This window comes from Endozoicomonas sp. ALD068, from assembly GCF_049310145.1.
In the GTDB taxonomy this organism is placed as follows: Bacteria; Pseudomonadota; Gammaproteobacteria; order Pseudomonadales; family Endozoicomonadaceae; genus Endozoicomonas_A.
The window spans coordinates 42,597-66,921 of sequence record NZ_JBLYNU010000004.1 but is presented as its reverse complement, the minus strand read 5'-3'; the positions used below and the strand labels follow the sequence as shown (position 1 = coordinate 66,921).

Here is a 24,325-nt window from a genome sequence, read left to right as displayed (position 1 = left end):
CTGGCTTATGGCAACTTGCCAACGGTTCGGATGATTTCACTGATCAGTGCTTTGGGTGATAGCAACTCTGTATCCAGCTCGATATCGGCAATACTGGAATAGAGCGGCGCTCTGTCACTCAACAGTTGAGTCAGCACTTGCTCTCGATCAGGCCTTTGCAACAGAGGCCTTTTCTTGTCTTTCTCGGTTCTGATCAATTGCGCTGCTACTGATGCCTTGAGAAAGACAACCACTCCGCTGGTACCCAGCTGCTGGCGATTTTCCAGTCTGGTCACAGCCCCACCACCTGTGGCAAGAACAATACCCTGTCTGGAACAGAGATCGCGTATTACCTGTATTTCACGCTGCCGAAAGCCCTCTTCGCCCTCAACATCAAAAATCCAGGGAATCTCAGCACCACTGCGTGCCTCAACCTCATGATCTGAATCGAAAAATGGCAGCCCCAGTTCTTTGGCCAACATCCGCCCGATCGTACTTTTACCGGCCCCCATAGGGCCTACCAGATAAATATTTCTCAATGGCATTGTCTTTGTTAGCCTGACTTCCTGCCTGCATGTGAGGCTGAGCCTAGCGCATCCTGAGTCATGCTGACAACAAAAAACGGGAGCTTTCACTCCCGTTTTTTGTTAGATAAATACAGAGATCAACTCAAGGCAGCCAATCTTCTGTCATGATCTCTTCAAACGACCAGGGGCAACACTCCGGATAACTATCCTCAGTCAGCCACTTTTGTTTCGGAAGATAGTCATTCATCTCTCGTATTGCCCGCTTCTTGCCTTCTTTGTATGCCGAGACAAATAATCCATCCAACCTTGGCCTCAGCGACGGGTTGGCAAGCAATACTTTGCCAGCATCATCCCTGGCATTGCGGATACTCCCAAACCATGATCTAAACACTTTAGGTTCGGGCATCTGAGGATTCAGGATATAAGTCTGATACTGGTACTTCAGTAGGTGCTGCAGCAAAACCACCAGATGAGACTCCAGCGACCTTGGCTCACTCTTACCCATACCCTCAACTTCCTCAATGAGATTATCCAGGTCAAGCCGATCAAACTGACGGTTTTCCAGCAGTTTTTTCTGCTGCTGCACCCACTGGTAATAGTCAAATTCGTAAAGGTGATTGGAGCGGCCATCCATAACAAGATTCCTCTATCAGTGCGGATTCCATTATAGGGCATTTTTTTGGAAGAGATCCCGGAAGGTCTGAACCTACCGGGATGCGGGAATTAACGCAGGGTAATATTATCGCTGACCACTCGAGGTGTAATGAAGATCATCAATTCGGCCTTGTCATCTGAATAGGTATCTTTTCTAAACAATCTTCCAACATAAGGAATATCGCCCAACATTGGCACCTTAACTGTCCCTTTCTTTTTCTCCCTGGTAAATACTCCACCCAGAACAATTGTTTCACCATCTCTGACCAGCACCTGAGTATTCACTTCATTCTTATTAATGGTAGGAACACCATTAGGCGCATCAGCACCCTGAGAGTCATTGGTAACCGTCACATCCATAATAATACTGCCCTCAGGCGTGATCTGCGGAGTCACTTCGAGAGACAGCACGGCATCCTTGAAAGCTACAGAGGTCGCACCACTGGATGTTTTCTCTTCGTAAGGAATTTCCTTACCTGACTTGATCACTGCTTTGGTCTTGTCAGCGGTTATCACTTTTGGCTGAGAAACCGTTTCACCACCACCATCTGACAGAATGGCTGAAAGCTCAAGGTTCAGCAGAGTACTGTTGGTTGCAAAACCAATCGCCAACGTTGCGGCGTTTGCTCCAGTCACGCCAAAATCAACAAAGGGAGCGTTGTCTGGCAACTGGACAGTTGGCACACCATCGACGATAGTCGCCTGAGTCCCCTGACCACCGATAGCTACATCCCGATTGGCTGAACGATCAAAGTCTGTCGCGCCTCCCCACTTTACCCCCAGATCACGCACATAGTCGGAGTCCATATTGACAATCCTCGCCTCAATCATCACCTGTCTGACAGGGATATCCAGACGTTGAATCAGAGCTCGCAGCTCATCCAGCTTCTCCTGAGTATCCTTAACCAGAAGACTGTTAGTACGAGCCACAACCTGAACCGAACCACGCTCAGTCAGCAGAGTGGTCTCTCCCCCTTCACCGGCAAGAACCGTTGCAATCTCTTGTGCATCAGCGTAATTGATCTGAATCAGATCGGTGTAAACAGGCGCCAACTCACGAATCTGCTTGTCATTCTCCAGTTGCTGACGTTCCCTGGCTGCAATCTCTTCGGCTGGAGCCACAGTCAGGACATTACCTTCAAGTCGCTTGTCCAGACCTTTTGATTTGAGAACGATATCCAGAGCCTGATCCCAGGGCACATTCTGCAGACGCAGTGTCACATTACCGCTGACCGTATCTGAGGCCACCAGATTCAGATCAGTAAAGTCAGCAATCAACTGAAGAACAGCACGCACTTCGATATCCTGAAAATTGAGGGACAGTTTGTCTCCCTTATAGGCCAGACCTTTCCGGTCACGACCATAATCTTTATCGGATACCGGCTTAACACTGACTGTCAGTGTGTTATCTGCCTGATAAGCAAGGTAGCTATAATCACCCTTGGGCTCGATAACAACCACTGCATTCCCGTCTTCGACCTTGGCATCAATGAATTTTACGGGAGTAGCGAAATCAATGACGTCCAGACGGTTGCGTAACCTGCCTGGCAGAACATTCCCCTGAAACTCCAGACGAATGCGACCACCCAACTCATTCATATCCATTGGAATGTTAGGATCTGCGAGCGAAATAACAACATTACCCTCTCCTTCCTCCCCCCTCTGGAAATCAATATGGGTAATACCCTGGCTGGCAGGATCAGCCAGAGGCGCACCAGAACTGGCTACTGTTGGAAGAACTGAACGGGTATCAGAACCTTCTGCGCCCACATAAACGTAGAGAACATTACCGTCCGCTTTAGTGGTAAAACCGGCAGCTGTTTTCAAATTAACAACGAGCCGGGTTCTGCCTCCAGCCTCAAGCACGGTCACACTCTCTGTGTTCTGAAAGCCAACTTCATTATATTTGGGCAGATCACTGCGGGTGAACGGTAGATCCAAAGAAATCCTGGGAGGCTGCTCTATCGTGTAACCCTTTGCCTCAGGTGCAGGGCCGTCGAACATCAGCCGCAGCTCTACGATATCACCCGGCAAGGTGCCAGCATCCATTTTCTTGAGTGTTACACCCCAGACAGAAAGCGGCAACCACGCCAACACTATATACAGCAGCATTCGTACTGCGCTGGCTTTCAACACGGGCTTATTATTCATCTAGTGAACCCACTTAGCATTTTAGAATTGTTGTTCTAATCGGCATGACATCAGAAAAATCCAGTTTCCTGCAGCGATGTCGCCTACCTTGTCATATCAGCCATGGGAACTCTCATTACAGCAAGTATTTCAACAGGCACTGTAACGAGAGCCACACCTTGTGTCTCCACGTCAAAAAAAGACGTGATCTGTGAGGTATGCACGGCAAAGCGGGAAATCCATTTCGAAACTGATCGGACTGTCCTTGCAAACATATGTTTAACGATCAGGGTTGGCCAAGATCCAGCCTCATACTTCTGGGTCTTTCAATCCAGACGTCAGAGCCCGCAGGCACTATTTCGATAATTCGCAGCTCACTGTCGTCGATGTAAGTGATTCGACCGTGGTTTTTACCCAGATAATCACCCACCCTGACACGGTGGATGCCGTCGTCACCACGGATCAAACCCCAAAGCCCATCGTCGTTGCTGATAGACCCCACCAGAGCAAAGGTCTCGATATCGAACTGCTCCAGGTACTGTCTGGCACGACCATTGTCAGGTTTGACATTACTGCTGAATGCCCGGTCAGAGGCTTGCAACTTGACCGGCGGCTCAAAGGGACTTCTTAAACCAGAAGCACTGTAAGTAAATGCCTCGTAGGGAGTAAAGGTCGGCAGCGGTTCAATTCTTCCGGAAGGCCTGGATTTCATCTCAGCCATATACTGGTCAAGATCACTGAAACCACTGTTTCCGGAACAACCCAACAACGCACCTCCGGCACAGACAATCAGAAGTCTTTGTAAATACTTCATTACTGAGACTCCCTGTCGTTGTAGCGATAAGTTCTGGCCAGAATCTCCATTTTCAGCATCTGCCCATTTTTTTCCGGCGTGATAGAAAAGTCATGAAGCGTCACAATTCGTGACAGACTGGCCACTCCACTGACAAAATTGCCAATATCATGGTAGTTACCACCGACTGAGATACTGATTGGAAGCTCAATATAAAACTCTGTGGCTTTTTCAGGCTGCAACTTGATGGTCTCAAACGTCAGACCAGCACCACGACCGGTGAAAGTAATATCTTCCAATAATCCGGGCACTTCAGTGTCGCTCGGTAACTGTTTAACCAGAGCACCAAAGGAAGCCTCCATCTGTTCCATCTGAAGCCGGTAAGCATCGAGATTCGCAGACTGGAAAGCCTTGATTCTGAATTGATCTTTTAACTCTTTCTCTTTTGAAATGACAGTGTCGTAAGTTTTCTGAAGATTACTTAAGTGCAATTGATAACCCAAAAAAAGCACCAGCCCGAGGGTCAGTACGCAGGCAACAACCCTGACCGGCAATGGCCAGCCACCGACATTTTCCAGATCCAGTTCTGCCAGATCCAGCTCATTCAGTTTTTTTAAAGAATCTGCGAAACTCATGATTCGTCTCCGGCTTCTTTCTCAGGCGATGTTCGAATCACAGTCAGATCAAATTCATTCATCCGTTCTCCGCCAAGGGTCACCTTACGTACAGCGGTCAGATTGGGATCGGAAAACCACTCAGAGGAATCAAAATTACGCATCAAGCTGGAAATACGATTATTCGACTCAGCGACACCCACCAGCTTGAGAGTGTCTCCCTGAAACTGGAGGCTCTTGAAGTGCACCCCGTCAGGAATCAGTCGAGCCAGCTGATCAAACACCCGAACAATGATAGGGCGGTTACCCTGTAAATTCTGTATGACCTCCATGCGCTCCAGAAGCTGGGTTCGCTTCTCCCTGAGGCCTTTGATTTCAGCAATACTCTTGTCGAGTTCAACAATTTTATTCTGAAGGTACTGATTCCTGTTTTGCTGGTGACTGATGGCATTTCCGGTGTAAATATCTGCCATGAAAATCATCGCGCCACCGGCCAATATGGTCATCAGCCAAGCGGCGATAAAGCGTTTTTTGCGCTCTTCCCGAAGTTGTTCACGCCAGGGGAGAAGGTTAATCCTTGCCATTAGTCAAAACTCCTCATGGCTAATCCACAGGCGATTATCAAAGCCGGAGCGCTGCCGGTTAATTTACTGGCATCCACTTTTGGAGAGAGCGCCATTCTGGCAAACGGATTGGCCAGCAATGCCTGTGTTCCAAGTTTGTCCTGAACCAGAGCAGCCAGTCCTGGAATAGAAGATGTCCCTCCGGCCATAAGAATGGCATCCACATCATTGTATTGACTGGAGGAATAGAAAAACTGCAAGGATCGTGAAACCTGCTGCACAACCGCCTCTTTGAAAGGCTCCAGAACTTCAGGTTCAAAATCGTCTGAAAGCCCCCCTTCACGTTTGGACTTTTCTGCTTCTTCAGGGCTTAGGCCATAGCGTCGCTGAATCTCATCAGTAAGCTGTCGACCACCAAACAATTGTTCGCGGGTGTAAATAGTCTGACCATTACTCAACACACTGATCGAAGTACTGCTGGCACCAATGTCAACAATAGCAACCACCGGATCTTCCTCTGGAAGCTCCAGCATATCACTGACCAGTTCGTAGACTCTTTCCATGGCAAATGCCTCGACATCCACCACTTTGGCTTTGAGACCACCAAGTCCAAGAGCCTCTTCACGCATTTCAACATTATCACGACGACAGGCAGCGAGAAGCACCTCAGCCCGCTCAGGGTTATTTTCCTTCAACCCAAGGACTTCAAAATCAATAGCTACTTCGTCTAATGCGTACGGAATATACTGATCGGCTTCTACGGTGATTTGTGTTTCCATCTCTTCATCACTGAGAGAGGAATCCATTTCGATGGTCTTGGTGATAACAGCTGAACCGGAAACAGCCACTGCAGCATTTTTCACACTACTGCGACTGCGGGAAACAGCTCTCCTGATAGCATCACCGACGGCCTCAGGCTCCTGAATGACATTTTCAACCACAGCTCCGGGTGGCAAAGGTTCTTCACCGTAGGCTTCTATTCGGTAGCCCTTACTGCCACGACTCAGTTCCAGCACCTTCACTGAGGTCGAACTGATATCCACTCCAAGGACAGCACTTGTTTTATTATTAAACAGCCCAAACACAGACACGATTCCTGCTTTTTTCACCACGAAACGTCAGTTTGATCGACATCAACACCCTGACGTTTGTCTCTCATGGCGGCTTTAGTTATAAAAATTCCCTATATTTTTATTTAATAACAGTCCGTTCAAATGCGCAACGAAAGGAACCTTTCGAATCCACTTTATTTCAAACAGATCACGCTATGCACCTTCCCGTGGCTGCTTTTTAATCAATATACCCAAGACAAAGCCTGTCGATTTACCCACTTTGCCCAAACCGTATCGATAACTATCCGATATTGATGACAGAACACATCGTCCAACCGGCACAGCCCTGAGCTGAAACAGTCATGAGCTAAAAACGCCCTTCAACCCTCTCTGGATAGAGAATCATTCTCGCGATAAACGAATATAAAACCGAACATTACATTAACTAACGATCCGGATTCTAGGGAAATTGAACATTTCCCTTTATAATGACCCTCCTGTAACTGCCAGGAGACTGTCTATTCCCGGTCAGCCTCCCCAAGCCAGAACTGGACATCAGCCAAGCATGAATCGATCGGTAAAAATTTTAAAATTTCTGCTCTGGAGCGGCCTGGCAGCCGTCAGCGGCATCACCCTGATAGCAGCCAGCGCCTATCTCTATCTGAGCCCTTCGCTGCCCTCAGTTGACACCCTGCGTGATACTCACCTGCAGACGCCTCTGCGTGTGTTTTCAAAGGACGAAAAACTGATCGCAGAGTTTGGCGAAATGCGTCGCACACCTATACACTTCGCGGACGCCCCTGAACCCCTGATTAAAGCCTTCATGGCAGCTGAAGATGACCGTTTCTACCACCACCCCGGCGTCGATATCATGGGTCTAATGCGAGCTGCTGTGCAGCTGGCTTCAACCGGTCGAATCCAGTCAGGAGGCAGCACGATCACCATGCAGGTGGCCAAAAACTTTTTCCTGAGTCACGAACGGGTCTTCTCCAGAAAGTTCAACGAGATTCTGCTGGCCATCCAGATTGAACAGCAACTGACCAAAGACGAAATTTTTGAACTCTATCTTAATAAAATTTATCTGGGTAACCGCGCTTACGGAGTAGAGGCTGCGGCACAGGTTTATTACGGTAAATCGATCGATGAACTCAATCTGGCTCAGTGGGCCATGATCGCGGGCCTGCCCAAGGCTCCTTCCCGTTATAACCCGATCAATGATCCCGAACGTTCACGGATTCGCAGAAACTGGATTCTAGGCAGGATGTATGATCTGGGTTATATCAACCAGGCTGATTATGAAGAGGCTTTTAAGGCTCCAGTGACGGCTAGTTACCACGGTCCCAAGATCGAACTGCAAGCTCCCTACATCGCCGAGATGGTTCGTCAGGAAATGATTGAGAAGTTTGGCCCGGAAACCTACACGGAAGGTTTCAAGGTTTACACCACTGTTGACAGTATCTTACAAAGGTCAGCTAACGAAGCCGTTGCCAATGGTCTTTTTGCGTATACAGAGAGACATGGATACCGGGGACCTGTTAGCAACCTGAATGAGGTCGACAATGGTAAGCCTATTGTTCAACAGGAAAAAGATACAACGGCTTTCTGGAAAAAGACCCTGAAAGAAACCCATTCTACCGGTGTCCTTATACCAGCCGTGGTCACCACCGTAGCAGATCAATCGGTGACAATCCTGATGAAAGAGGATAAGACCAATCAGATTGACTGGGACAATCTGAAATGGGCAAAGCCTTATATCAATGTTAATGCCTATGGCTATAATCCCAAACAGGCGTCTGACATTCTGAAGGCAGGTGATCTGATCTGGGTAAGAAAGATGCCTGACGGCCGCTTCCGTCTGAGCCAGGAACCCCAGGCTCAATCTTCTCTGATTTCCATGAATCCGGAAAATGGGGCTATTCTCGCTCTGGTCGGCGGCTTCAATTTCTACGACAGTATGTATAACCGTGCCACTCAAGCCATCCGTCAAGCGGGGTCGGCTTTCAAACCTTTTATCTACATGGCCGCTCTTAATAAGGGACTGACCGCCGCTACCATCATCAATGATGCTCCCGTTGTTTTTGCTGATCAGGGACTTGAAGGCGTCTGGCGCCCGAATAATGACAATATGAAGTTCAACGGCCCGACGCGGCTCAGAGAAGGCCTCTATCGCTCACGGAACCTGGTCTCGATTCGGATCCTCAGGCAAATTGGTGTTAAGCGAACTGTGAACTTCCTGATGAAGCTGGGATTGCCTGAAGAGACCCTGACCCGAAACCTCTCTCTGGCATTGGGTAACGTTTCCATGACACCGCTGGAATTGACCACAGGCTACGCTACGATTGCCAATGGCGGTTACAAAGTCACGCCCTACCTGATTCAGAAAGTCGATGTTCTGGATGACACAGTATTCGAGGCCAACCCGGTTATTGTCTGTCGGGACTGTCGTAAGGTAGGGACGCCTGAGGAGGGATTTGTTTCAGAGCAAGTAACTGAAACCTCAACACCCTTGACGGGAGACGAACCTACGGCCTCCCTGAACATTGTCAATGAAGCTGAGTCTGTTATGGACAGCCGAGTCAACTATATCCTCAATGACATCATGCGCGATGTCATCTGGAAAGGCACCGGTAAAAGAGCAAGAGTCCTTGAACGTCACGATATTGGCGGTAAAACAGGCACCACAAATGAAAGCAAGGATGCCTGGTTTGTCGGATTTAACCCCGATGTGCTTACCAGTGTCTGGGTCGGCAAGGATAACTTCTCCACTCTGGGCCGGTGGGAGTTTGGAGCTAATGCCGCTCTACCCATCTGGATCAGTTACATGAAAACTGCTCTGGCAGACCAACCGGTAAGACGCCTGCCCCAGCCAGGAGGCATAGAAACGGTTCGAATTAATTCGAAAACAGGGCAACTGGCAAAACAAGGCGATCCTGAAGCTATTTTCGAACTGTTCAGGAAAGAAAATACTCCCAAGAGTTTTAGCGAGGGAAGCCTTCCCTTACTGGAAGAAAGCGGCTCACTCAAACCAGAGGATTTGTTCTAGCACTCAGTCAGGTGCAGAAGCTTACTTAGCAAAAAAAGCCCTCGCCTGAAATCAGGGAGGGCTTTTTTTATGACGACTGAATCTCTGGTCTAAATATCCTCCAGAGACCTCAAAGGATAATGAGCAGGATAAGGCTGACGTGCTACACCAGAATCCACAGCAGCTTTTGCCACTGCGGCAGATACAGAGCCCAGCAAACGAGGATCAGTCGGTTTGGGAATAATATATTCCGGACCAAAGATTAGCTCAGCCCCCTCGTAGGCATCGACAACCTCCTGGACAACTGCCTCCTTGGCCAATTCACGAATTGCCTGAACAGCGGCTACTTTCATCTCTTCATTGATGCGACTGGCTCGAACATCCAGAGCACCACGAAAGATGAATGGGAAGCCGAGAACGTTATTAACCTGGTTCGGATAGTCAGACCTGCCTGTTGCCATAATGACATCAGAGCGCACTTCTTTGGCCAGCTCTGGACGAATTTCAGGATCAGGATTGGCACAGGCAAACACAATAGGATTCTCAGCCATTTTTGCCAGCTGTTCCTTAGACAAAAGGTTTGGCCCAGACAGACCCAGAAAAGCATCAGCCCCACTAATTGCATCGTCCAGATTACGGCAATCGGTCTCAACCGCGAACAAAGCCTTATACTGGTTAAGGTCATCACGCCCTGTGTGGATAACGCCTTTACTGTCCAGCATAAAAATATTGGCTGGATTCATGCCACAGCTGATCAACAACTTGACGCAAGAGATGGCTGCAGAACCAGCTCCGAGACACACCAGACGGGCTTCTTCGATCTTCTTGCCGGCAATCTCAAGAGCATTCAACATACCTGCCGCAGTAACGATTGCAGTACCATGCTGATCATCATGGAAGATAGGAATATCGCACTCTTCAATCAGACGACGCTCGATTTCAAAACACTCTGGTGCCTTGATATCCTCAAGGTTAATACCACCAAAACTGCAGGCAACCCGCCTGACTGTATCAATGAAATCCTGAGGACTTTGGCAGTCCACTTCCAGATCAATGGAATCTATTCCGGCGAAACGTTTGAACAGCAGAGCCTTGCCTTCCATCACAGGCTTACTGGCCAGCGCGCCAAGATTACCCAGACCAAGAATCGCAGTACCGTTACTGATCACTGCGACCAGATTACCTTTCATGGTGTATTTGTAGGCATTTTCAGAGTCAGCAGCGATTTCACGCACTGGCTCTGCGACGCCCGGGCTATAGGCCAGAGACAGATCCTTGGCAGTCTCCGCCGGCTTGGTCAGTTCAATCGAGATCTTTCCGGGTTTAGGCTGAGCATGGTAATCCAGGGCGGCTTGCTTCATATCCTTGTACTTTAATCCTAATGAAAATATGAGGTCTTAAGTGTGGAGAATATAGGATCACTCTTTGTCGAACAAGGATTCGGTAGACCAGAAAAGTATATCTACAGACCGGATACCCAAATTAATGCTCAGTAACGAAATGTCTGTAGCGCAGGCAAAACATTTTGTGCCACCCTTAACTATGAGCAGAATACCTTTCACAGAAAGAGCACAGACTATCAAGTGATGCTCATCAGAACACTATTCCAGTTTTTGGACGCCATCTCGACTGTAAATACCTACCATCCAACGCTTGTAACGACGTCCTCCTTTATTTTTTTCCTCGCGATCCACCAGCCAGCCTCTGAATTCAATACGCTGACCTGCCAGACCTTTTAGCCACCCTGCATCTACAGAAAACTTGGGCACACGAATAACCACCGGGCCATCCATTTCCACCCATAAGAAATCACTCTTTTTGGAACTCGCAACCTCAACGACTTTGCCCCTGAGTACTCTGAAACCCGGTTTCAACCCGTTGTCCTTGATATCCAGAACAGGATTTTTTGACCAAACACCTGCTTTCTCTTTTCTTGCTTCGGCTTCCTGCCGCTTCAGACATTGCCGATAAGTATCAAGCTCCTCAGAAAAGAGTTGGTAACCCAGGCCTTTTTCAATGAGCAGTGACTCAATGGATCGACCATCCATTAAAAAGGGATGGGCAAGTACTCGACCATAATGGTCTTTTCCAACGACCTGAATCCTGATTTTTTGCGTTCCTGACAGCAACTTTTTGAGGGCCAGAGAGGCTTCATCTCCGAAGGGTTCTGACGGCTTTTTTTCATAGGCTATTTCAGGTGTATTGATGGAGGGGAAACGAATTTTACGACCATCCTTCAACCACAATGAATCGCCGTCAACAATATAATCCCACTTTACAGTTTCTGAAGGGCCACTCTGAGTGCAGGTCTCAATGGCAAATGCGGGGGAGATCAGGCAAAACTGCCAAACACAAAAAAAGGCGCCCGCAAAAATGCGAATCGCCTTTTTTGCACAGCCAGCAAAGTCAGAAAAGCTCATCATACTACCTTTAGAATCATTCTCCGAACAAGCATAGCGGTATTTTCAACTCACACTATTCCAAGTTCATGACTGTTCTATAGCTTACGACTGTTTCTGATTCGTGGCTGTCCGGCTAAAAGCAAGCATGTAAATGCTTACTTGCGAGCACCTACCTTGCCAAAACGCTTGGTGAAGCGCTCGATACGACCGCCAGTGTCCATCACTTTCTGAGTGCCGGTGTAGAATGGGTGGCACTTTGAACAAACTTCAATGTGCAGATCTTTGCACAGAGTAGAGCGAGTCTTGATCTTGTTACCGCAGGAACAGGTAACTTCGATTTCTTCGTAATTCGGATGGATTTCCGGCTTCATGGGATCTACCTCAAAACAATGCGTGCCGCCACCCGGTCTCTGGCTAATAGCAACTCGGCCTGGGCACCGCACGCGAAACGGTCACAAACTGTCATTACCGGGGCAGTCAATAGAATGCACTGCCCAGAGACTGCCATTCAGTGACCCTGGAAAATTGTGGCAGAATCATACCAAAGTATCCCCGTCAGGCAAATACTGGTATTTCACTGACCGTTCATTTCAACCGAACCGCAACTCAGGTTAAACTGAGCGGGAGCCTGTCGGAAGGCTCCTGACGCCATTAGCCATTAAAAGTAGCCTCATGACCTCATGTGACGATAATTATCTCAGCATCGCCATACCCACCCCATTGAGGCAGATGTTCGACTATCTTCCTCCGGATAGTGAGGCAAACCTGCAACCGGGTATGAGAGTTCAGGTTCCATTTGGACCCAGAAAGCTGGTTGGCATAATCGAAGCCATTAAACCTGAATCCGATTATCCCAGAGAAAAGCTCAAAAAAGTCTCTGCTGTTCCAGACCAGAGCCCTCTAATCCCCAGAGACATCATGCAACTTTGCCGATGGGCATCCAGTTATTATCACTACAGCCTGGGAGAAACCCTGCTTCAGGCATTGCCCAAAGCCCTCCGACAGGGAAAACCTGCAACCCGGGAAAAAATAGCACTCTGGCGCCCCACCGCCCCGCTTGATAAAGCCATCACCCAGTCTCTGAAAAGAGCTCACAAACAACTCAAGGCATTACAATGGCTGGAAAAATACCCTGAAGGTCTGTCAGAGCCAGAACTTCGGGAAGTCGGTATCAGTAAAACCATTCTCACCCAGTTGCAAAAGAAACAACGAGTTGTCGTACACGAAGTTGAGCGGGTTGACCAACATTTCACTGAGTATGCAAACCCGCTAAGACAGGAACCGCTGAACCTGAATACTGAACAGGCTTTCGCCTTGAAAGGCATTCTGGCATGCCTCACTTTTCACCCCGTTTTACTGGATGGTGTCACCGGGAGTGGTAAAACGGAAGTCTACCTCCAGGCCATAGAAGCTACTCTTAAAGCCGGTAAACAGGTGCTTGTTCTGATTCCTGAAATCGGTCTGACGCCTCAAACCGTCAGACGATTTCGCAGCCGGTTCTCTGTCCCCGTGGCCTGCCTTCATTCCGGATTGAGTGATGGCGAACGTTTGCAGGGCTGGCTAGCTGCCAGCCGAACCATAGCCGGGGTATTGATTGCTACCCGCTCAGGAATTTTTACGCCTCTACCCAAACTGGGATTAATTATTGTTGATGAAGAGCACGACAACTCATACAAACAGCAGGACACCCTCAGATACAACGCGCGGGATCTGGCCATATACCGGGCAAAAATAGCAGACTGCCCGGTTGTCCTGGGATCCGCCACCCCTTCTCTGGAAACCCTCGTGAACGCCAGGAAAGGTCGTTACAGCCATCTTGAGATCAGCAGCCGGGCAGGACATTCCCGCCCACCGACTCTGGAACTACTCGATATCCGTCAGCAAATACTCCATGAAGGTTTTGCCCAGGGCCTGATAACAAGGATGCAGTCAACTCTGGATAAGGGCGAACAGGTCATGGTCTTTCTGAATCGCCGAGGCTACGCCCCCTCCCTGATCTGCCATGATTGTGGTGAAGTCATGGATTGCCCGCACTGCGATGCCCATCTGACACTGCATCGCACGCCACCTCATATGCATTGTCATCACTGTGATTACCAAACTGCTATTCCCTGGTCATGCCCCAAATGCCACAGTAAAAACCTTCAGCCTGCAGGTCAGGGTACCGAACGGTGCGAACAAATTCTGGAGCAAATATTCCCGACTATTCCTTTGATTCGGGTGGACAGAGATTCGACTCGTCGAAAAAATGCGCTTTCAGAGATTCTGGATAGGGTCCAAACTGGCGAACCCTGCATACTTCTGGGAACTCAAATGCTGGCCAAAGGCCATCATTTTCCCGATGTTACTCTGGTCGCAATCATCAATGCCGATTCCGGGCTGTTCAGTTCCGATTTCCGAGGGCTGGAAAAAACCGGACAGTTGATCCTTCAGGTCGCTGGCAGAGCAGGCCGGGAAAAGAAACCGGGGCATGTCATTATCCAAACTCATAACCCTCAGCATCCCGCTTTGCAGATGCTGGTCAGCCAGCCGTACAGTCGCTTTGCAGACAGCTTGATGATCGAACGAAAACAACTCAAGCTGCCACCTGAAGGTTATCTGGCCCTGTTCAGAACAGAGTCATCTATGGCGGCAGCGGGGGAAAATTTATTAAAAAGTCTCAGGCATATTTTATTAAACCACCACCAGCAAGGCTCTGTCAGAGTATTGGGCCCAATCCCGGCGCCTATGGAAAAAAGACAGGGGCGTTATCGTTATCAGCTGTTATTGCAGAGTTACCAGCGTGTTTCTCTGCATCGCTTATTGGATATTGCCGTCAAACACCTGGATTCCATGAAATTACCGAAAGACCTTCGCTGGACATTGGACGTGGACCCTCAGGAGATGACTTAAAGAATTCGGGCTATAGCCAGGATCTGACCACGCTGAAAATTCTGCATGGCAGAGCTTCGGGCAAAATTCAGATAGTCGCGAATCTCACTATCTGGCAAGCTTCGATAGGTATAGAGATAGACGTACCTCATATGATCGTTCATCCCCTTGCGAATGATCGGCTTTTCCCTTGCCTTGAGCACCTCAGGCGGTCTTAAAGGAAGTCCGTCATTGATCGGCATGACTTCATGGAGTATGCGCTTGGCTCCCACCGACGCACTGGCAGCCAGCTCAGTACCCAGTTCAACCGCATCCAGAGTTTCCATCAATTCTTCAATCAGACGAACACGACTGGTTCTAGGTAACTCAGTGGATAATTTTTCTTGAATGTAAGCCTGCATACGCTCTGCATTGCGAGGATCATTGGCTTCCATTTCCAAGCGCAGAATTTTTTGACCCAGTGCCGAGTTATACCAGTCCAAAAGTTTCAGTAATTCACCGATACTTAACGCTTCATCGAGAGTCGCTTCCATGGAAGATTTGAAAAGATCGGGACTGTAGCGGACCTTGACGACCTGATTAACCGTACTCACCACTTCCGGAGGCAGTGAATATTCCTTCTGGTTAATGGTCATGCTGGACAGCACCCAACCAAGCTGCTGTTCCAGCTGAGCGTCATCATAGAGCTCATCCAGTAAAGCACCTTTATCAGCGGCTGTCAGTTTTCCGCTGAGGAAAAACAAAAGCAAGAAAGCCAGAGATTTTGAACAATGGCTCAATACTGGAAATGAAAAGTCGCTTTGTGTATCCATACACTCACTCTGCGAACGGGAAGGCTTTTCTTACAACATACCTAAACCGCAGGTCAGTGTAAAATACCATTCAGTCGTACAATTTACTGGTAATCGCTGTGACAGCGGTTTCAACCCGGAGAATTCTTGAGCCCAGATGAATCCGGTCAAACCCTGCCTCTTCCAGCTTTTCCACTTCGTAAGGAATAAATCCACCTTCAGGCCCAATCGCCAGAACCACTTGATCATCGACCTGATGAGGGCATGGGACTCCGCCTGAAGGATGGGCGACAAGACAACGCTTGCCGTCCATAATGGCGGGCAATCGATCCTCAACAAAAGGCTTAAAGCGCTTCTCAAGAATAACTTCCGGGAGCTGCGTGTCCCTTGCCTGCTCCAGCCCCAGAATAAGCTGTTCGCGGACTTTTTCTCCTGTCAGCCAGGGCGACTGCCAAAAGCTTTTCTCGACCCGGTAACTGTTCATAAGAATGATTTTCTTAACCCCAAGAGACGACAAGTGTTGCAGACTTCTTTTCAGCATTTTCGGACGCGGGAGAGCCAGCAGAATCGTCAGAGGCAGAGGTTCAGGAGGCTTTTGATCCAGACAGACATCCAACTCCATTGCCTGATCCGTCAGAGAAACAATAACGCCTTGACCCATTTCTCCATCCAGCATCCCTACTCTGATGCTGTCACCCGCTTGAGAGCGATGAACGTTCAGGACATGCTGAAGAGATCTTCCCGTCAGCCTGACGCGGCTTTCAGAAATAAAATCGGTGGGAGTCAATAACAGCAGGTTCATATCGGGAAGCATCAATAGTCAGAAAAGAAACCTGCATTTTCCAGATAAAGCGCCCTTAACGAAAGGCTAATTTTATCGAAGATCCGTTGCAGGGAGTCAACTTGACTCCCTGGGAGGTCTAGGGGTTCTCTCCCCCTTGGAAGCCAGATCGATCAACTCAATTAATTTTTGCTTGAATCTTGGGTTTTTATGGACTGTCTCAAATTTCATGCAATCCTGCTTTCTAAGACACCGAACAAAAGCATCTACCAAGTGAGAAGCATAAGCTTTGCATAAATCCATATGTGTGTAATTTGTTTCGATTATACCTCTTGGAAAATCGGACAAAAACAACTTAACATCACCAGACTCGAGTATCTGATAGTTAATTGAGCCAGAGTCCAGACATATTTTATTCTTCACCAATATGCCTGCGTCTTCAATAGCATGTTGAAGTACACCACAAAACGCCACTTCGTCAGGAATTTCTTCAGCCTTGAACTTTTCTCCAGTACTTTGATCTATAAAAGCAATGTCGTCTATAAACGAATCGAGAACATAGGCGTTTTTATGATCTGCAATCTGGCCATCAAGATCGTCAAATAAAGGCATAACTGTGGCGGGAACAGTCACACCGTCTATCTCGACAAGAACGGTTTTATGAAAAGAGAGCGTGTTAAAACCTAGCTGCCTGAGTCGTTCTGTTAACTGTGTTTCCTTTAACACAGTAGGCCAATGCATCGCTTCATAACTTTTCGTCGGCACGGAAATAGCAAACTCTTTACCTTTTATCTTTATTTTAAAAACTTTTTTTATGTCTCGTTGAAATAAAAAATCACACAAAATATCTTGCTTATCATCTAACACCTCTTCCCCTTGAGAATTATTGGGCGCCTTTAACATTGTTATTTTTAACTGATCCCCAATAGATACGTTTTTCAAATTATATTTTTTTTCGGAATCACGAGCCTTATTGAGTATTTGCGCATCATCTAAAGACACCTCAAAGTCTTTTAATTCGTCAACCTCAACCGGGGGAGATATTTCATGTATGCTATCAGACACAAAATCGGGAGCTTGTGAAACTTCCTCTGAATCAGAGAGTTCCTCATTAGACTCTTTCAGTTTTCCATAGATTTCTTTCAGTGCATGCAACAAAGGTCTGGTGTATTTTTCAGGCGCGTGGTTGATCAACTCTTTAATCATGTCTTCATAAGAATCACAGAGCTCTACCTTTGCCTTGAGTGCTCTCAGGGCTTTAACATCGGGCAGATCCTCGGGGTTAACCTCGGCATATGAAACGAAGACGTATTTTTTTTCTGACGAGGCAGACTCGCCCTCTTCAACTACCTTATCCTGAACAGCCTTCGCATAACATTCGTCTGATATTCCCTTGATGATAGTGTCAATATCACCGATCAGGCCTGCCTTCAGCTTGGCTACCATCTCAAAGTCTTGAGACACATGACTCCAGTTTAAATCTAAAGAGGTGTCTTCAGCGCAGTTCTCACGATCCTCCAGAAACTGTCTTGTGGATGGATCCAGCTGTAAGTTATCGCCGGTTTCCTCACAGATTTCCTTGAAGGCAGTCAGCAAGTCTTTCGCGTATTTTGAAGGTGCCTCCTGTTTGATCAACTCAAATACGTCATTGATATTGCTGGCCTTCATGACATTCAGGGCCAGGGCACTGATTTGATTTTTTATCAGGCCGGATCGACTGTCTATTTGTTCACTTTCATTCTTATGAATCAATTCCAGATGAGGGAAAAACGTCTCTTTAAATACACCCAGTTCATAACCAGCAGCCAGTAGCGGGGCCCGCACCTTAAACGCTCCCCGCTTAAATCCAGCCTGCTCCACCAGTGCTTTCAGTTTCAGAAGGTAACCATATTGTTCACAATGCTCAAAGTGGTTATCGAGACGTGAAACCATTTCTGGCACATCTTCGACCGTCTGAATCGAATGCAAAAGACTGCGCTCTTTCGCTGTATATTGTTTAAAACCTTCCGCCAGCCATTCAGTGGATTGACCCAGCTCGGATTTCAATAGCTGAAACAGATTTTCCTTTAACCCTTCAAACGATTCATTTTGAATCATGGATTCCAGCCATAAATGGCCCCGTTCTGACAGTCCCAAATCGGCCCCGGTTTCCCGCCCAATCTGTAGGAAGCTCATACACAGCCTCTTCAGATAGGGCTTCGGTACTACATCATTCAATAACACCAGCATCTCATCCAGAGATTTACAATCATCAATTCTCTGAAGAAGGCTGCTCTTTACTTCCTCGTATAATTCCAGTTCTTTATCGCCTTCAATAGCAACGATATCATCCATAACATCTCTAACCCGGAGTTTGAAATCGTCCTTGAATGCATCCACCTCCGGAAATGAATAGCTTTTTAGTAATGCTGACAGCCTCTGGGGTTCCATAGCTGTTATGGAGCGCTGTTTCATAGGTGACGCAGATGGTTTAAAAGGATCCAGGTTTTTTTTCAGACGGGAAGGAATCAGCACTGCAACGACACTCCGACAGAAAGCCCGGGCTTTGCCAAGTGCCAGAAAAGTTGCTTTGCTAATACTGATCGCAGCCATCCTGAGATGGTGCAGAATACTGTCGTCCTGCGGTGTCTTCTGAAGATTATCCATATGCGTCCTGAAAGTTATGTCATCCCTCCATTCAACTTAGTCAAAGCAGGGCGAGTCATTTCAGTGGCAGGAATCACACAATAGCCCAACAGCGAGAGAAATCCCAACTTTAATCTGACGTTCTCCGGATGAGAAGTCTGGAGAAAAACAGACCGGTTTCAAACAACAACCACATCGGAATGGCCAGAAGGGATTGGGAAACAACATCAGGGGGAGTCAGCAACATACCTATAACAAAGCAGCCTACGATGACGTAGGGGCGTTTTTTCGAAAGGCTTTCTACCGTTGAAATACCACTCCACACGAGCATTAATGTCGCTACAGGAATTTCAAAAGCCATGCCGAAGGCAAAAAACAATTTCAGTATAAATTCGAGGTATCGATTGATATCAGTCATCACCGTTACCGATTCGGGTCCGACGGTAGTAAAGAAAGAGAAGATAATCGGGAAGACCACATAATAGGCAAAGGCCATCCCCAGATAAAAAAGCAGAACACTGGCTACCAGTACGGGAATAGCCAACCGTTTCTCATTCTTATAAAGACCCGGCGCAATAAACCCCCATAACTGATGCAAAATATACGGAACCGCCAGAAAAAAAGCCACAAACAGGGTTAGCTTGAAGGGGGCCAGAAAGGGCGAAGCTACCTCGGTGGCAATCATGGTGCTACCCTCGGGTAAATGCACCGTCAGGGGCTCTGAAACGAATCGATAAATATCGTTGGAAAAATAGAAGAGCCCCAAAAATACCACCAGCACAGCTGCAAAACTGCGCAGCAAACGACTCCTTAGCTCAACAAGATGCTGAACCAGAGGCTGTTCTTTGTTGGCTCCATCTTCGCTCATGCGCTCTTGTCTTTTTTCTCTTCAGTTTCGTTTTGAGCTCTGTTTTTAATGCCACCAGAGTCCTTTTCATCGCGATCTGTACCAGGCTCAATGGACTTGTTTAATGTCTCCAATGGCTCCTTGATCGACTCAGCTACCTGAGAGCGGGTCTTTTCCAACTCTTTCATAACCTGTTCGTTATGAATCTGTCTTTTGATGCCATCGACATCCAGTTCTTTTTCCAGCTCTTCCCTGGCAGACTGAAAACTGCGTTTAATTTTGCCGATCCAGTAGGCCGTGGTTCGAATCGCACCCGGCAGCCTCTCAGGCCCCAGAACGACCAGAGCGATCACAGCAATAAGAAGCAGCTCTGTGAAACCGATATCGAACACTTTATCTCCAAAGGTATCTCAAAAACGTGTTGAACGTAAAAGCAGTTTATCCTGTCCTGATACAGGGAAGAGGCAAACTGGCCTGCAACCTGACTCAGGATTTACGTTGAGTATCTTCAGTCTCTTTTTTCTGATGACTGTTCTCAGACTGCCCGGGCTTCTGTTCTTCGTCAGAAGAGATCGCTTTTTTGAATCCCTTTACGGCCCCCCCCAGGTCACTTCCCAGGCCTTTCAATTTCTTGGTACCAAACAACATCACCACAATCAGCAGGATAATGAGCAACTGCCAGATACTGATTCCACCAAACCCCATAATGCACCCTCCTTTCAGACTGGCCGGGAAATGCCAGCCACTATGCCAACATCCCCTGGAAACATTAACAACTGCCCTCTTGCAAGTGCAGCCGTATGATCAATACTATTCTACCGGATATCCGGTTTTTCCTCACTCAGGAGGGTTGCCTAGAGGCCTTTTCTTCTATGCCAGACAGACCAAAGCGTCGCTCCAGCTCTTTAAGAACTTCTCTGTAGCTCAGCCCCAGGTGGGACAGCATGATCAGAGAGTGAAACCAGAGGTCCGCCGTTTCGTAAACCACATCATCAAGACTGCCGCCAAATTCTGCCGCTTTGGCTGCGATCAGCGTTTCTGCCGACTCTTCACCGACTTTTTTCAGGATCTTGTCCATACCTGCGTCATGCAGACTGGCAACATAGGAGCTGCCCGGACTGGCCTGACGGCGTTCTTCCAGCACAGCTTCCAACTTATCCAGGATGTTATTCATTATCGCTGCTTCCGCTCTTGTCTTCACCGTAGATGGCATCGGGACTTTTCAGAACTTCATCCGTAGTTAACCATTGACCATCCTCGGTCAACTTACGATAGAAGCAGGATTCCCGCCCTGTGTGACAGGCTATTCCACCAAGTTGTTCTACCACCAGCAGAACAGAATCGCCATCACAGTCCAGCCGCAGCTCATGCAGTCTCTGCACATGACCGGATGACTCACCTTTACGCCAGAGCTTGCCCCGGGAACGTGACCAGTATATTGCTTGCTGTTCTTCAGCGGTCAGGGCCAAGGCTTCCCGGTTCATCCAGGCCTGCATCAGCACCCTGCCGGTTTGATGATCCTGGGCTGTCGCGGCCACCAAACCATCACTGTTCCAGCGAACGTCATCCAACCAACTCATGCTACTTATCTCCAATCCTATCGAATCAGGAGCCAGACCCCGGCTCCTCCCGTTAACACTCCCTGCCAGGGAAGCTGTGCAGACCATTCAGGGAACACCAGAACAGTAGCGGCCAGTACAACCAATACCCCACCCAACCACTTGCTTTTGTCGGTTCGCCGGTCTGCCCGATTATGTATGGCCATCAGCTTTCGCTGATGCTCCGAAAACTGTTTAACGCTGTGCAGAGCATTTCTGGCCATATTAGGCGCACTCAGCAGCCAGTCGGGAATATTATCATGTACTGAGCGGCCGATTCCGCAGGGGCTGACCTGATCCTTCATCCATTTCTCAAGATAAGGCTGTGCTGTATTCCACAAATCCAGTTCCGGGTAAAGCTGTCGGCCCAGACCTTCGACATTCAGTAACGTTTTCTCCAAAAGAACCAGCTGGGGCTGAACTTCCATTTCAAACCTTCGTGCAACCTGAAACAATCTGACCAACAGATGCCCGAACGATATATCTTTCAATGGCCGTTCAAATATAGGCTCACAGACTGTCCGAATAGCGGCTTCAAGCTCACCTACTACGGTATGGGAAGGAACCCAGCCTGAATCCACATGCAGTTGGGCGACCTTGCGATAATCCCGTTTGAAAAAGGCCAGCAGATTACAGGCCAGATAATACTGATCTTCAGGTTCCAGAGTACCGACGATACCACAGTCAATACCTATATATTTTGGCTCAGAAGGGTTAGAGATATCGACAAAAATATTCCCCGGATGCATATCGGCATGGAAAAACCGGTCGCGGAAAACCTGGGTGAAAAAGATCTCAACACCTCTTTCCGCTAGTTTTTTCATATCGGTACCCTTCGCCTTCAGGGTATCTGTATCAGCAACAGGCACACCATAAATTCGCTCCATCACCATCACTGAAGGTTTGCAGTAATCCCAATAGACTCGGGGAACAAACAGTAACTGTGAGTCGATAAAGTTCCTGCGTAACATAGAGGCGTTGGCAGCTTCCCGCAACAGATCCAGCTCATCAAGAATCGTTTTCTCGTAATCCCTGACCACTTCTATTGGCCTGAGCCTTCTGGCTTCTCTTACAAGCGCGACCAGCAAACGACTGAAGCCGTACATCAGCCGAATATCCTTGCGGATCACCTTCTCTATGCCAGGCCGTATCACCTTAACCACCACTTCTTCTCCACTATGCAGTCGAGCAGTGTGCACCTGGGCTATGGACGCAGAAGCCATAGGTTCGTGATCAAAGCGGTCAAACCGTTCTGAAACCGGGGCTTGCAGGCTTCGCTCAATGATGGCTACGGCCTCTGTCGCAGGGAAAGGCGCCACCTGATCTTGCAGTCGGGCCAATTCATCACTGATATCTTCAGGCAACAGGTCGCGACGGGTAGACAGAATCTGGCCGAACTTGATAAAGATAGGTCCCAGGGATTCCAGCCCTTTTCTGAGTCGGACGGCTCTGGGGTCGCTGTTCTTGATAAAGTATCGCCAGGGAAGGAGTCGCATCAGAACTCTGGCAGGAAAAGGCAGGCAGTCGATCTCGACCAGATCGTCCAGCCTGTAGCGGGCAATAGCCCCAACAATTTTTATTAAACGGGTTAACTGCAGCACCCTTTTCTCCCGCGATACTCTTGTTTGCTCAACTCGCTTGCTTAACTCACAAAGGGGCTGTTCTGCGCTCGAGGCTGCCTTGTCAGCTTTCCCATCAAGTTTTGTTCAAACGTCTGCTCAAGCTTTCCACAGCTTCACTCAGAGCGGTAACCTCACGACTGAAAGCACCGATTTCAGACTCTGAGGGCACCAGCTCCAATTCGTACTGAAGATAAGCGGCCCCTTGGCCAGGAAGCGTTTCTCCATAGCCTGTCAGCGTTGAGGTTATGAAGCGCAGCCCTTCAGCCAGTGAATGCCCTGCTACTGGACCCACTTGCTCACAGATCAGGGTTTCCCAGTCGAGCTGCATCCCTCGATGGGTAGATTGCAGCGCTTCCAGAACTTTCTGATCACCCGAGACATTTAGCCCTCTGATGGCATCCCAGGAAGCGTCTCGATCAGCGGCAAGCGTTATAAAACTACTTAATGGCCCCTGCAGAGTGACATCAACAGAGCCCTCATGCCAGCCAGCACAGCGGACTCCTGAGGCGTCCAGAAAAACATAGCAGTTAAAATCAGGCTGAAGACCAATGAGATGAACAACGCTGCCGTCCAGAGACTTTAAAGCCCCGGCTGTAACGGGATCGAGCTTAAACAGCTGATTGATCCGGTTCTCCACAAACGCCAGAAATGCCGTCTTCATGATAATCAGGGTTTGATGCCTTTATGCAGGGCAACAATGCCGCCGGTCATGTTGTGGTAGGTGGTATTCACAAAACCGGCTTCTTTCATCATGGCTTTCAGGGTTTCCTGATCCGGGTGCTTGCGAATACTCTCGGCCAGGTAGCGATAACTCTCTGAGTCACCTGCCACCAGCTTACCCATCGTCGGCAACAGGGAGAAGGAATAAGCGTCATAGACTTTGGTTAACAAAGGATTGTTAGTCTTTGAGAACTCCAGAACCAGCAGACGGCCACCAGGCTTCAGGACCCGGCACATAGAGCGCAGTGCTTCGTCCTTATCGGTCACATTTCTCAGGCCAAACGCAATAGTTATGCAGTCGAACGTATTTTCCGGGAATGGCAGGCACTCGGCGTTGGCCTGGACATACTCAACATTCCCGACAATGCCCTGATCAATCAAACGATCACGCCCAACCCTGAGCATCGACTCATTGATGTCAGCCAGCACGACCCGACCCGTATCGCCCACCAGACGGGAAAACTGTTTTGTGAGGTCGCCGGTACCACCGGCAATATCCAGAACCTGATGACCTTTGCGAACCGCAGAAAGCTCTACGGTAAAACGCTTCCAGAGCCGGTGTACACCCATCGACATGAGGTCGTTCATCACGTCATAGCTATCAGCCACTGAGTGAAAAACACCCGCCACCAGCTTCTCTTTATCATCAGGATTGACATCTTTGTAACCAAAGTGGGTCTTGTCCTGATCTCTTACCTTCTCAGTCATTCAGATCTCCGCCCCAGCAACAGAAA

23 protein-coding genes are annotated in these 24,325 nt (G+C 48.4%); 2 read left to right on the top strand and 21 right to left on the bottom strand.

Going from position 1 to position 24,325, the window contains the following annotated elements:
- Positions 1–5: 5 nt before the first annotated feature.
- From aroK to ACO6V5_RS00285, 7 genes are all read right to left on the bottom strand, one after another.
- Positions 6–524, bottom strand: a complete 519-nt coding sequence (gene aroK / locus ACO6V5_RS00315; RefSeq protein ID WP_422134899.1) for a shikimate kinase AroK — start codon at positions 522–524, stop codon at positions 6–8.
- A gap of 124 nt (positions 525–648) precedes the next feature.
- Entirely contained in the window at positions 649–1,140 is a 492-nt protein-coding gene (locus tag ACO6V5_RS00310; RefSeq protein WP_422409790.1) for a DUF29 domain-containing protein, read from the bottom strand.
- Positions 1,141–1,229: 89 nt separating this feature from the next.
- Positions 1,230–3,311 carry a type IV pilus secretin PilQ gene (locus tag ACO6V5_RS00305; RefSeq protein WP_422409788.1) on the bottom strand — a complete coding sequence of 694 codons (2,082 nt, stop codon included), beginning with the start codon at positions 3,309–3,311 and terminating at the stop codon, positions 1,230–1,232.
- A gap of 265 nt (positions 3,312–3,576) precedes the next feature.
- Positions 3,577–4,104, bottom strand: coding sequence for a pilus assembly protein PilP (locus ACO6V5_RS00300; RefSeq protein WP_422409786.1), 528 nt, complete (start codon positions 4,102–4,104; stop codon positions 3,577–3,579).
- Positions 4,104–4,718, bottom strand: coding sequence for a type 4a pilus biogenesis protein PilO (locus ACO6V5_RS00295; RefSeq protein WP_422134903.1), 615 nt, complete (start codon positions 4,716–4,718; stop codon positions 4,104–4,106). The genes ACO6V5_RS00300 and ACO6V5_RS00295 overlap by 1 nt, the downstream gene beginning before the upstream one ends.
- The gene (locus ACO6V5_RS00290; RefSeq protein ID WP_422134904.1) at positions 4,715–5,281 is read right to left on the bottom strand and encodes a PilN domain-containing protein; all 567 of its coding nucleotides are present in this window, start codon (positions 5,279–5,281) and stop codon (positions 4,715–4,717) included. The genes ACO6V5_RS00295 and ACO6V5_RS00290 overlap by 4 nt, the downstream gene beginning before the upstream one ends.
- Positions 5,281–6,345 carry a pilus assembly protein PilM gene (locus ACO6V5_RS00285; protein WP_422409783.1) on the bottom strand — a complete coding sequence of 355 codons (1,065 nt, stop codon included), beginning with the start codon at positions 6,343–6,345 and terminating at the stop codon, positions 5,281–5,283. The genes ACO6V5_RS00290 and ACO6V5_RS00285 overlap by 1 nt, the downstream gene beginning before the upstream one ends.
- A gap of 532 nt (positions 6,346–6,877) precedes the next feature.
- On the opposite strand from ACO6V5_RS00285, the gene ACO6V5_RS00280 reads away from it, so the two are divergent.
- On the top strand, positions 6,878–9,355 hold the full coding sequence (locus tag ACO6V5_RS00280) for a penicillin-binding protein 1A (protein WP_422409781.1): 2,478 nt from the start codon (positions 6,878–6,880) through the stop codon (positions 9,353–9,355).
- A gap of 89 nt (positions 9,356–9,444) precedes the next feature.
- Here ACO6V5_RS00280 and ACO6V5_RS00275 read toward each other — a convergent pair whose 3' ends face one another.
- From ACO6V5_RS00275 to rpmE, 3 genes are all read right to left on the bottom strand, one after another.
- Positions 9,445–10,695: a malic enzyme-like NAD(P)-binding protein gene (locus tag ACO6V5_RS00275; protein WP_422134907.1), complete on the bottom strand. Its 1,251-nt coding sequence runs from the start codon at positions 10,693–10,695 to the stop codon at positions 9,445–9,447.
- A gap of 240 nt (positions 10,696–10,935) precedes the next feature.
- Positions 10,936–11,757: a thermonuclease family protein gene (locus ACO6V5_RS00270; protein ID WP_422134908.1), complete on the bottom strand. Its 822-nt coding sequence runs from the start codon at positions 11,755–11,757 to the stop codon at positions 10,936–10,938.
- 134 nt (positions 11,758–11,891) lie between these two features.
- Entirely contained in the window at positions 11,892–12,107 is a 216-nt protein-coding gene (gene rpmE, locus ACO6V5_RS00265; RefSeq protein WP_257279891.1) for a 50S ribosomal protein L31, read from the bottom strand.
- A 301-nt stretch (positions 12,108–12,408) separates the two neighbouring features.
- Here rpmE and ACO6V5_RS00260 point away from each other — a divergent pair, with 301 nt between their 5' ends.
- Positions 12,409–14,628: a primosomal protein N' gene (locus tag ACO6V5_RS00260; protein ID WP_422409778.1), complete on the top strand. Its 2,220-nt coding sequence runs from the start codon at positions 12,409–12,411 to the stop codon at positions 14,626–14,628.
- Here ACO6V5_RS00260 and ACO6V5_RS00255 read toward each other — a convergent pair.
- The 11 genes from ACO6V5_RS00255 to ubiE all read right to left on the bottom strand — a co-directional run bounded on the left by ACO6V5_RS00255 (position 14,625) and on the right by ubiE (position 24,299).
- Entirely contained in the window at positions 14,625–15,419 is a 795-nt protein-coding gene (locus ACO6V5_RS00255; protein WP_422134910.1) for a DUF2059 domain-containing protein, read from the bottom strand. The two genes, ACO6V5_RS00260 and ACO6V5_RS00255, sit on opposite strands and share 4 nt — an antisense overlap.
- Before the next feature lie 70 nt (positions 15,420–15,489).
- Positions 15,490–16,200, bottom strand: coding sequence for a 16S rRNA (uracil(1498)-N(3))-methyltransferase (locus tag ACO6V5_RS00250; RefSeq protein ID WP_422134911.1), 711 nt, complete (start codon positions 16,198–16,200; stop codon positions 15,490–15,492).
- 96 nt (positions 16,201–16,296) lie between these two features.
- Positions 16,297–18,825 (bottom strand): hypothetical protein, encoded by a 2,529-nt coding sequence (locus ACO6V5_RS00245; RefSeq protein WP_422409776.1) that lies wholly within the window; start codon positions 18,823–18,825, stop codon positions 16,297–16,299.
- Positions 18,826–18,934: 109 nt separating this feature from the next.
- A complete protein-coding gene (tatC, locus tag ACO6V5_RS00240; RefSeq protein WP_422134913.1) occupies positions 18,935–19,672 on the bottom strand; it encodes a twin-arginine translocase subunit TatC in 738 nt (245 codons plus the stop codon).
- Entirely contained in the window at positions 19,669–20,043 is a 375-nt protein-coding gene (gene tatB / locus ACO6V5_RS00235) for a Sec-independent protein translocase protein TatB (protein ID WP_422134914.1), read from the bottom strand. Before tatB ends, tatC begins: the two co-directional genes overlap by 4 nt.
- A 94-nt stretch (positions 20,044–20,137) precedes the next feature.
- Positions 20,138–20,356, bottom strand: a complete 219-nt coding sequence (tatA, locus tag ACO6V5_RS00230; protein ID WP_422134915.1) for a Sec-independent protein translocase subunit TatA — start codon at positions 20,354–20,356, stop codon at positions 20,138–20,140.
- 136 nt (positions 20,357–20,492) lie between these two features.
- Positions 20,493–20,825, bottom strand: coding sequence for a phosphoribosyl-ATP diphosphatase (locus ACO6V5_RS00225; RefSeq protein ID WP_422134916.1), 333 nt, complete (start codon positions 20,823–20,825; stop codon positions 20,493–20,495).
- On the bottom strand, positions 20,818–21,231 hold the full coding sequence (hisI, locus tag ACO6V5_RS00220; protein ID WP_422134917.1) for a phosphoribosyl-AMP cyclohydrolase: 414 nt from the start codon (positions 21,229–21,231) through the stop codon (positions 20,818–20,820). Before hisI ends, ACO6V5_RS00225 begins: the two co-directional genes overlap by 8 nt.
- 17 nt (positions 21,232–21,248) lie before the next feature.
- Entirely contained in the window at positions 21,249–22,850 is a 1,602-nt protein-coding gene (gene ubiB / locus ACO6V5_RS00215) for a ubiquinone biosynthesis regulatory protein kinase UbiB (RefSeq protein ID WP_422134918.1), read from the bottom strand.
- A 94-nt stretch (positions 22,851–22,944) separates the two neighbouring features.
- Entirely contained in the window at positions 22,945–23,532 is a 588-nt protein-coding gene (locus ACO6V5_RS00210) for a ubiquinone biosynthesis accessory factor UbiJ (protein ID WP_422409772.1), read from the bottom strand.
- Between the two features lie 5 nt (positions 23,533–23,537).
- On the bottom strand, positions 23,538–24,299 hold the full coding sequence (gene ubiE / locus ACO6V5_RS00205; RefSeq protein WP_422409770.1) for a bifunctional demethylmenaquinone methyltransferase/2-methoxy-6-polyprenyl-1,4-benzoquinol methylase UbiE: 762 nt from the start codon (positions 24,297–24,299) through the stop codon (positions 23,538–23,540).
- Positions 24,300–24,325 lie beyond the last annotated feature (26 nt).

Coding starts and splice junctions, on each gene's coding strand:
- ACO6V5_RS00245 (WP_422409776.1), bottom strand. CDS start 18,825: ATGGATAATCTTCAGAAGACACCGCAGGACGACAGTATTCTGCACCAT.
- ACO6V5_RS00270 (WP_422134908.1), bottom strand. CDS start 11,757: ATGATGAGCTTTTCTGACTTTGCTGGCTGTGCAAAAAAGGCGATTCGC.
- ACO6V5_RS00275 (WP_422134907.1), bottom strand. CDS start 10,695: ATGAAGCAAGCCGCCCTGGATTACCATGCTCAGCCTAAACCCGGAAAG.
- ACO6V5_RS00280 (WP_422409781.1), top strand. CDS start 6,878: ATGAATCGATCGGTAAAAATTTTAAAATTTCTGCTCTGGAGCGGCCTG.
- ACO6V5_RS00255 (WP_422134910.1), bottom strand. CDS start 15,419: ATGGATACACAAAGCGACTTTTCATTTCCAGTATTGAGCCATTGTTCA.
- tatC (WP_422134913.1), bottom strand. CDS start 19,672: ATGAGCGAAGATGGAGCCAACAAAGAACAGCCTCTGGTTCAGCATCTT.
- rpmE (WP_257279891.1), bottom strand. CDS start 12,107: ATGAAGCCGGAAATCCATCCGAATTACGAAGAAATCGAAGTTACCTGT.
- ACO6V5_RS00300 (WP_422409786.1), bottom strand. CDS start 4,104: ATGAAGTATTTACAAAGACTTCTGATTGTCTGTGCCGGAGGTGCGTTG.
- ACO6V5_RS00260 (WP_422409778.1), top strand. CDS start 12,409: ATGACCTCATGTGACGATAATTATCTCAGCATCGCCATACCCACCCCA.
- ACO6V5_RS00225 (WP_422134916.1), bottom strand. CDS start 20,825: ATGAATAACATCCTGGATAAGTTGGAAGCTGTGCTGGAAGAACGCCGT.
- ubiE (WP_422409770.1), bottom strand. CDS start 24,299: ATGACTGAGAAGGTAAGAGATCAGGACAAGACCCACTTTGGTTACAAA.
- tatA (WP_422134915.1), bottom strand. CDS start 20,356: ATGGGGTTTGGTGGAATCAGTATCTGGCAGTTGCTCATTATCCTGCTG.
- ACO6V5_RS00295 (WP_422134903.1), bottom strand. CDS start 4,718: ATGAGTTTCGCAGATTCTTTAAAAAAACTGAATGAGCTGGATCTGGCA.
- ACO6V5_RS00250 (WP_422134911.1), bottom strand. CDS start 16,200: ATGAACCTGCTGTTATTGACTCCCACCGATTTTATTTCTGAAAGCCGC.
- ACO6V5_RS00210 (WP_422409772.1), bottom strand. CDS start 23,532: ATGAAGACGGCATTTCTGGCGTTTGTGGAGAACCGGATCAATCAGCTG.
- hisI (WP_422134917.1), bottom strand. CDS start 21,231: ATGAGTTGGTTGGATGACGTTCGCTGGAACAGTGATGGTTTGGTGGCC.
- aroK (WP_422134899.1), bottom strand. CDS start 524: ATGCCATTGAGAAATATTTATCTGGTAGGCCCTATGGGGGCCGGTAAA.
- ACO6V5_RS00290 (WP_422134904.1), bottom strand. CDS start 5,281: ATGGCAAGGATTAACCTTCTCCCCTGGCGTGAACAACTTCGGGAAGAG.
- ACO6V5_RS00310 (WP_422409790.1), bottom strand. CDS start 1,140: ATGGATGGCCGCTCCAATCACCTTTACGAATTTGACTATTACCAGTGG.
- ACO6V5_RS00305 (WP_422409788.1), bottom strand. CDS start 3,311: ATGAATAATAAGCCCGTGTTGAAAGCCAGCGCAGTACGAATGCTGCTG.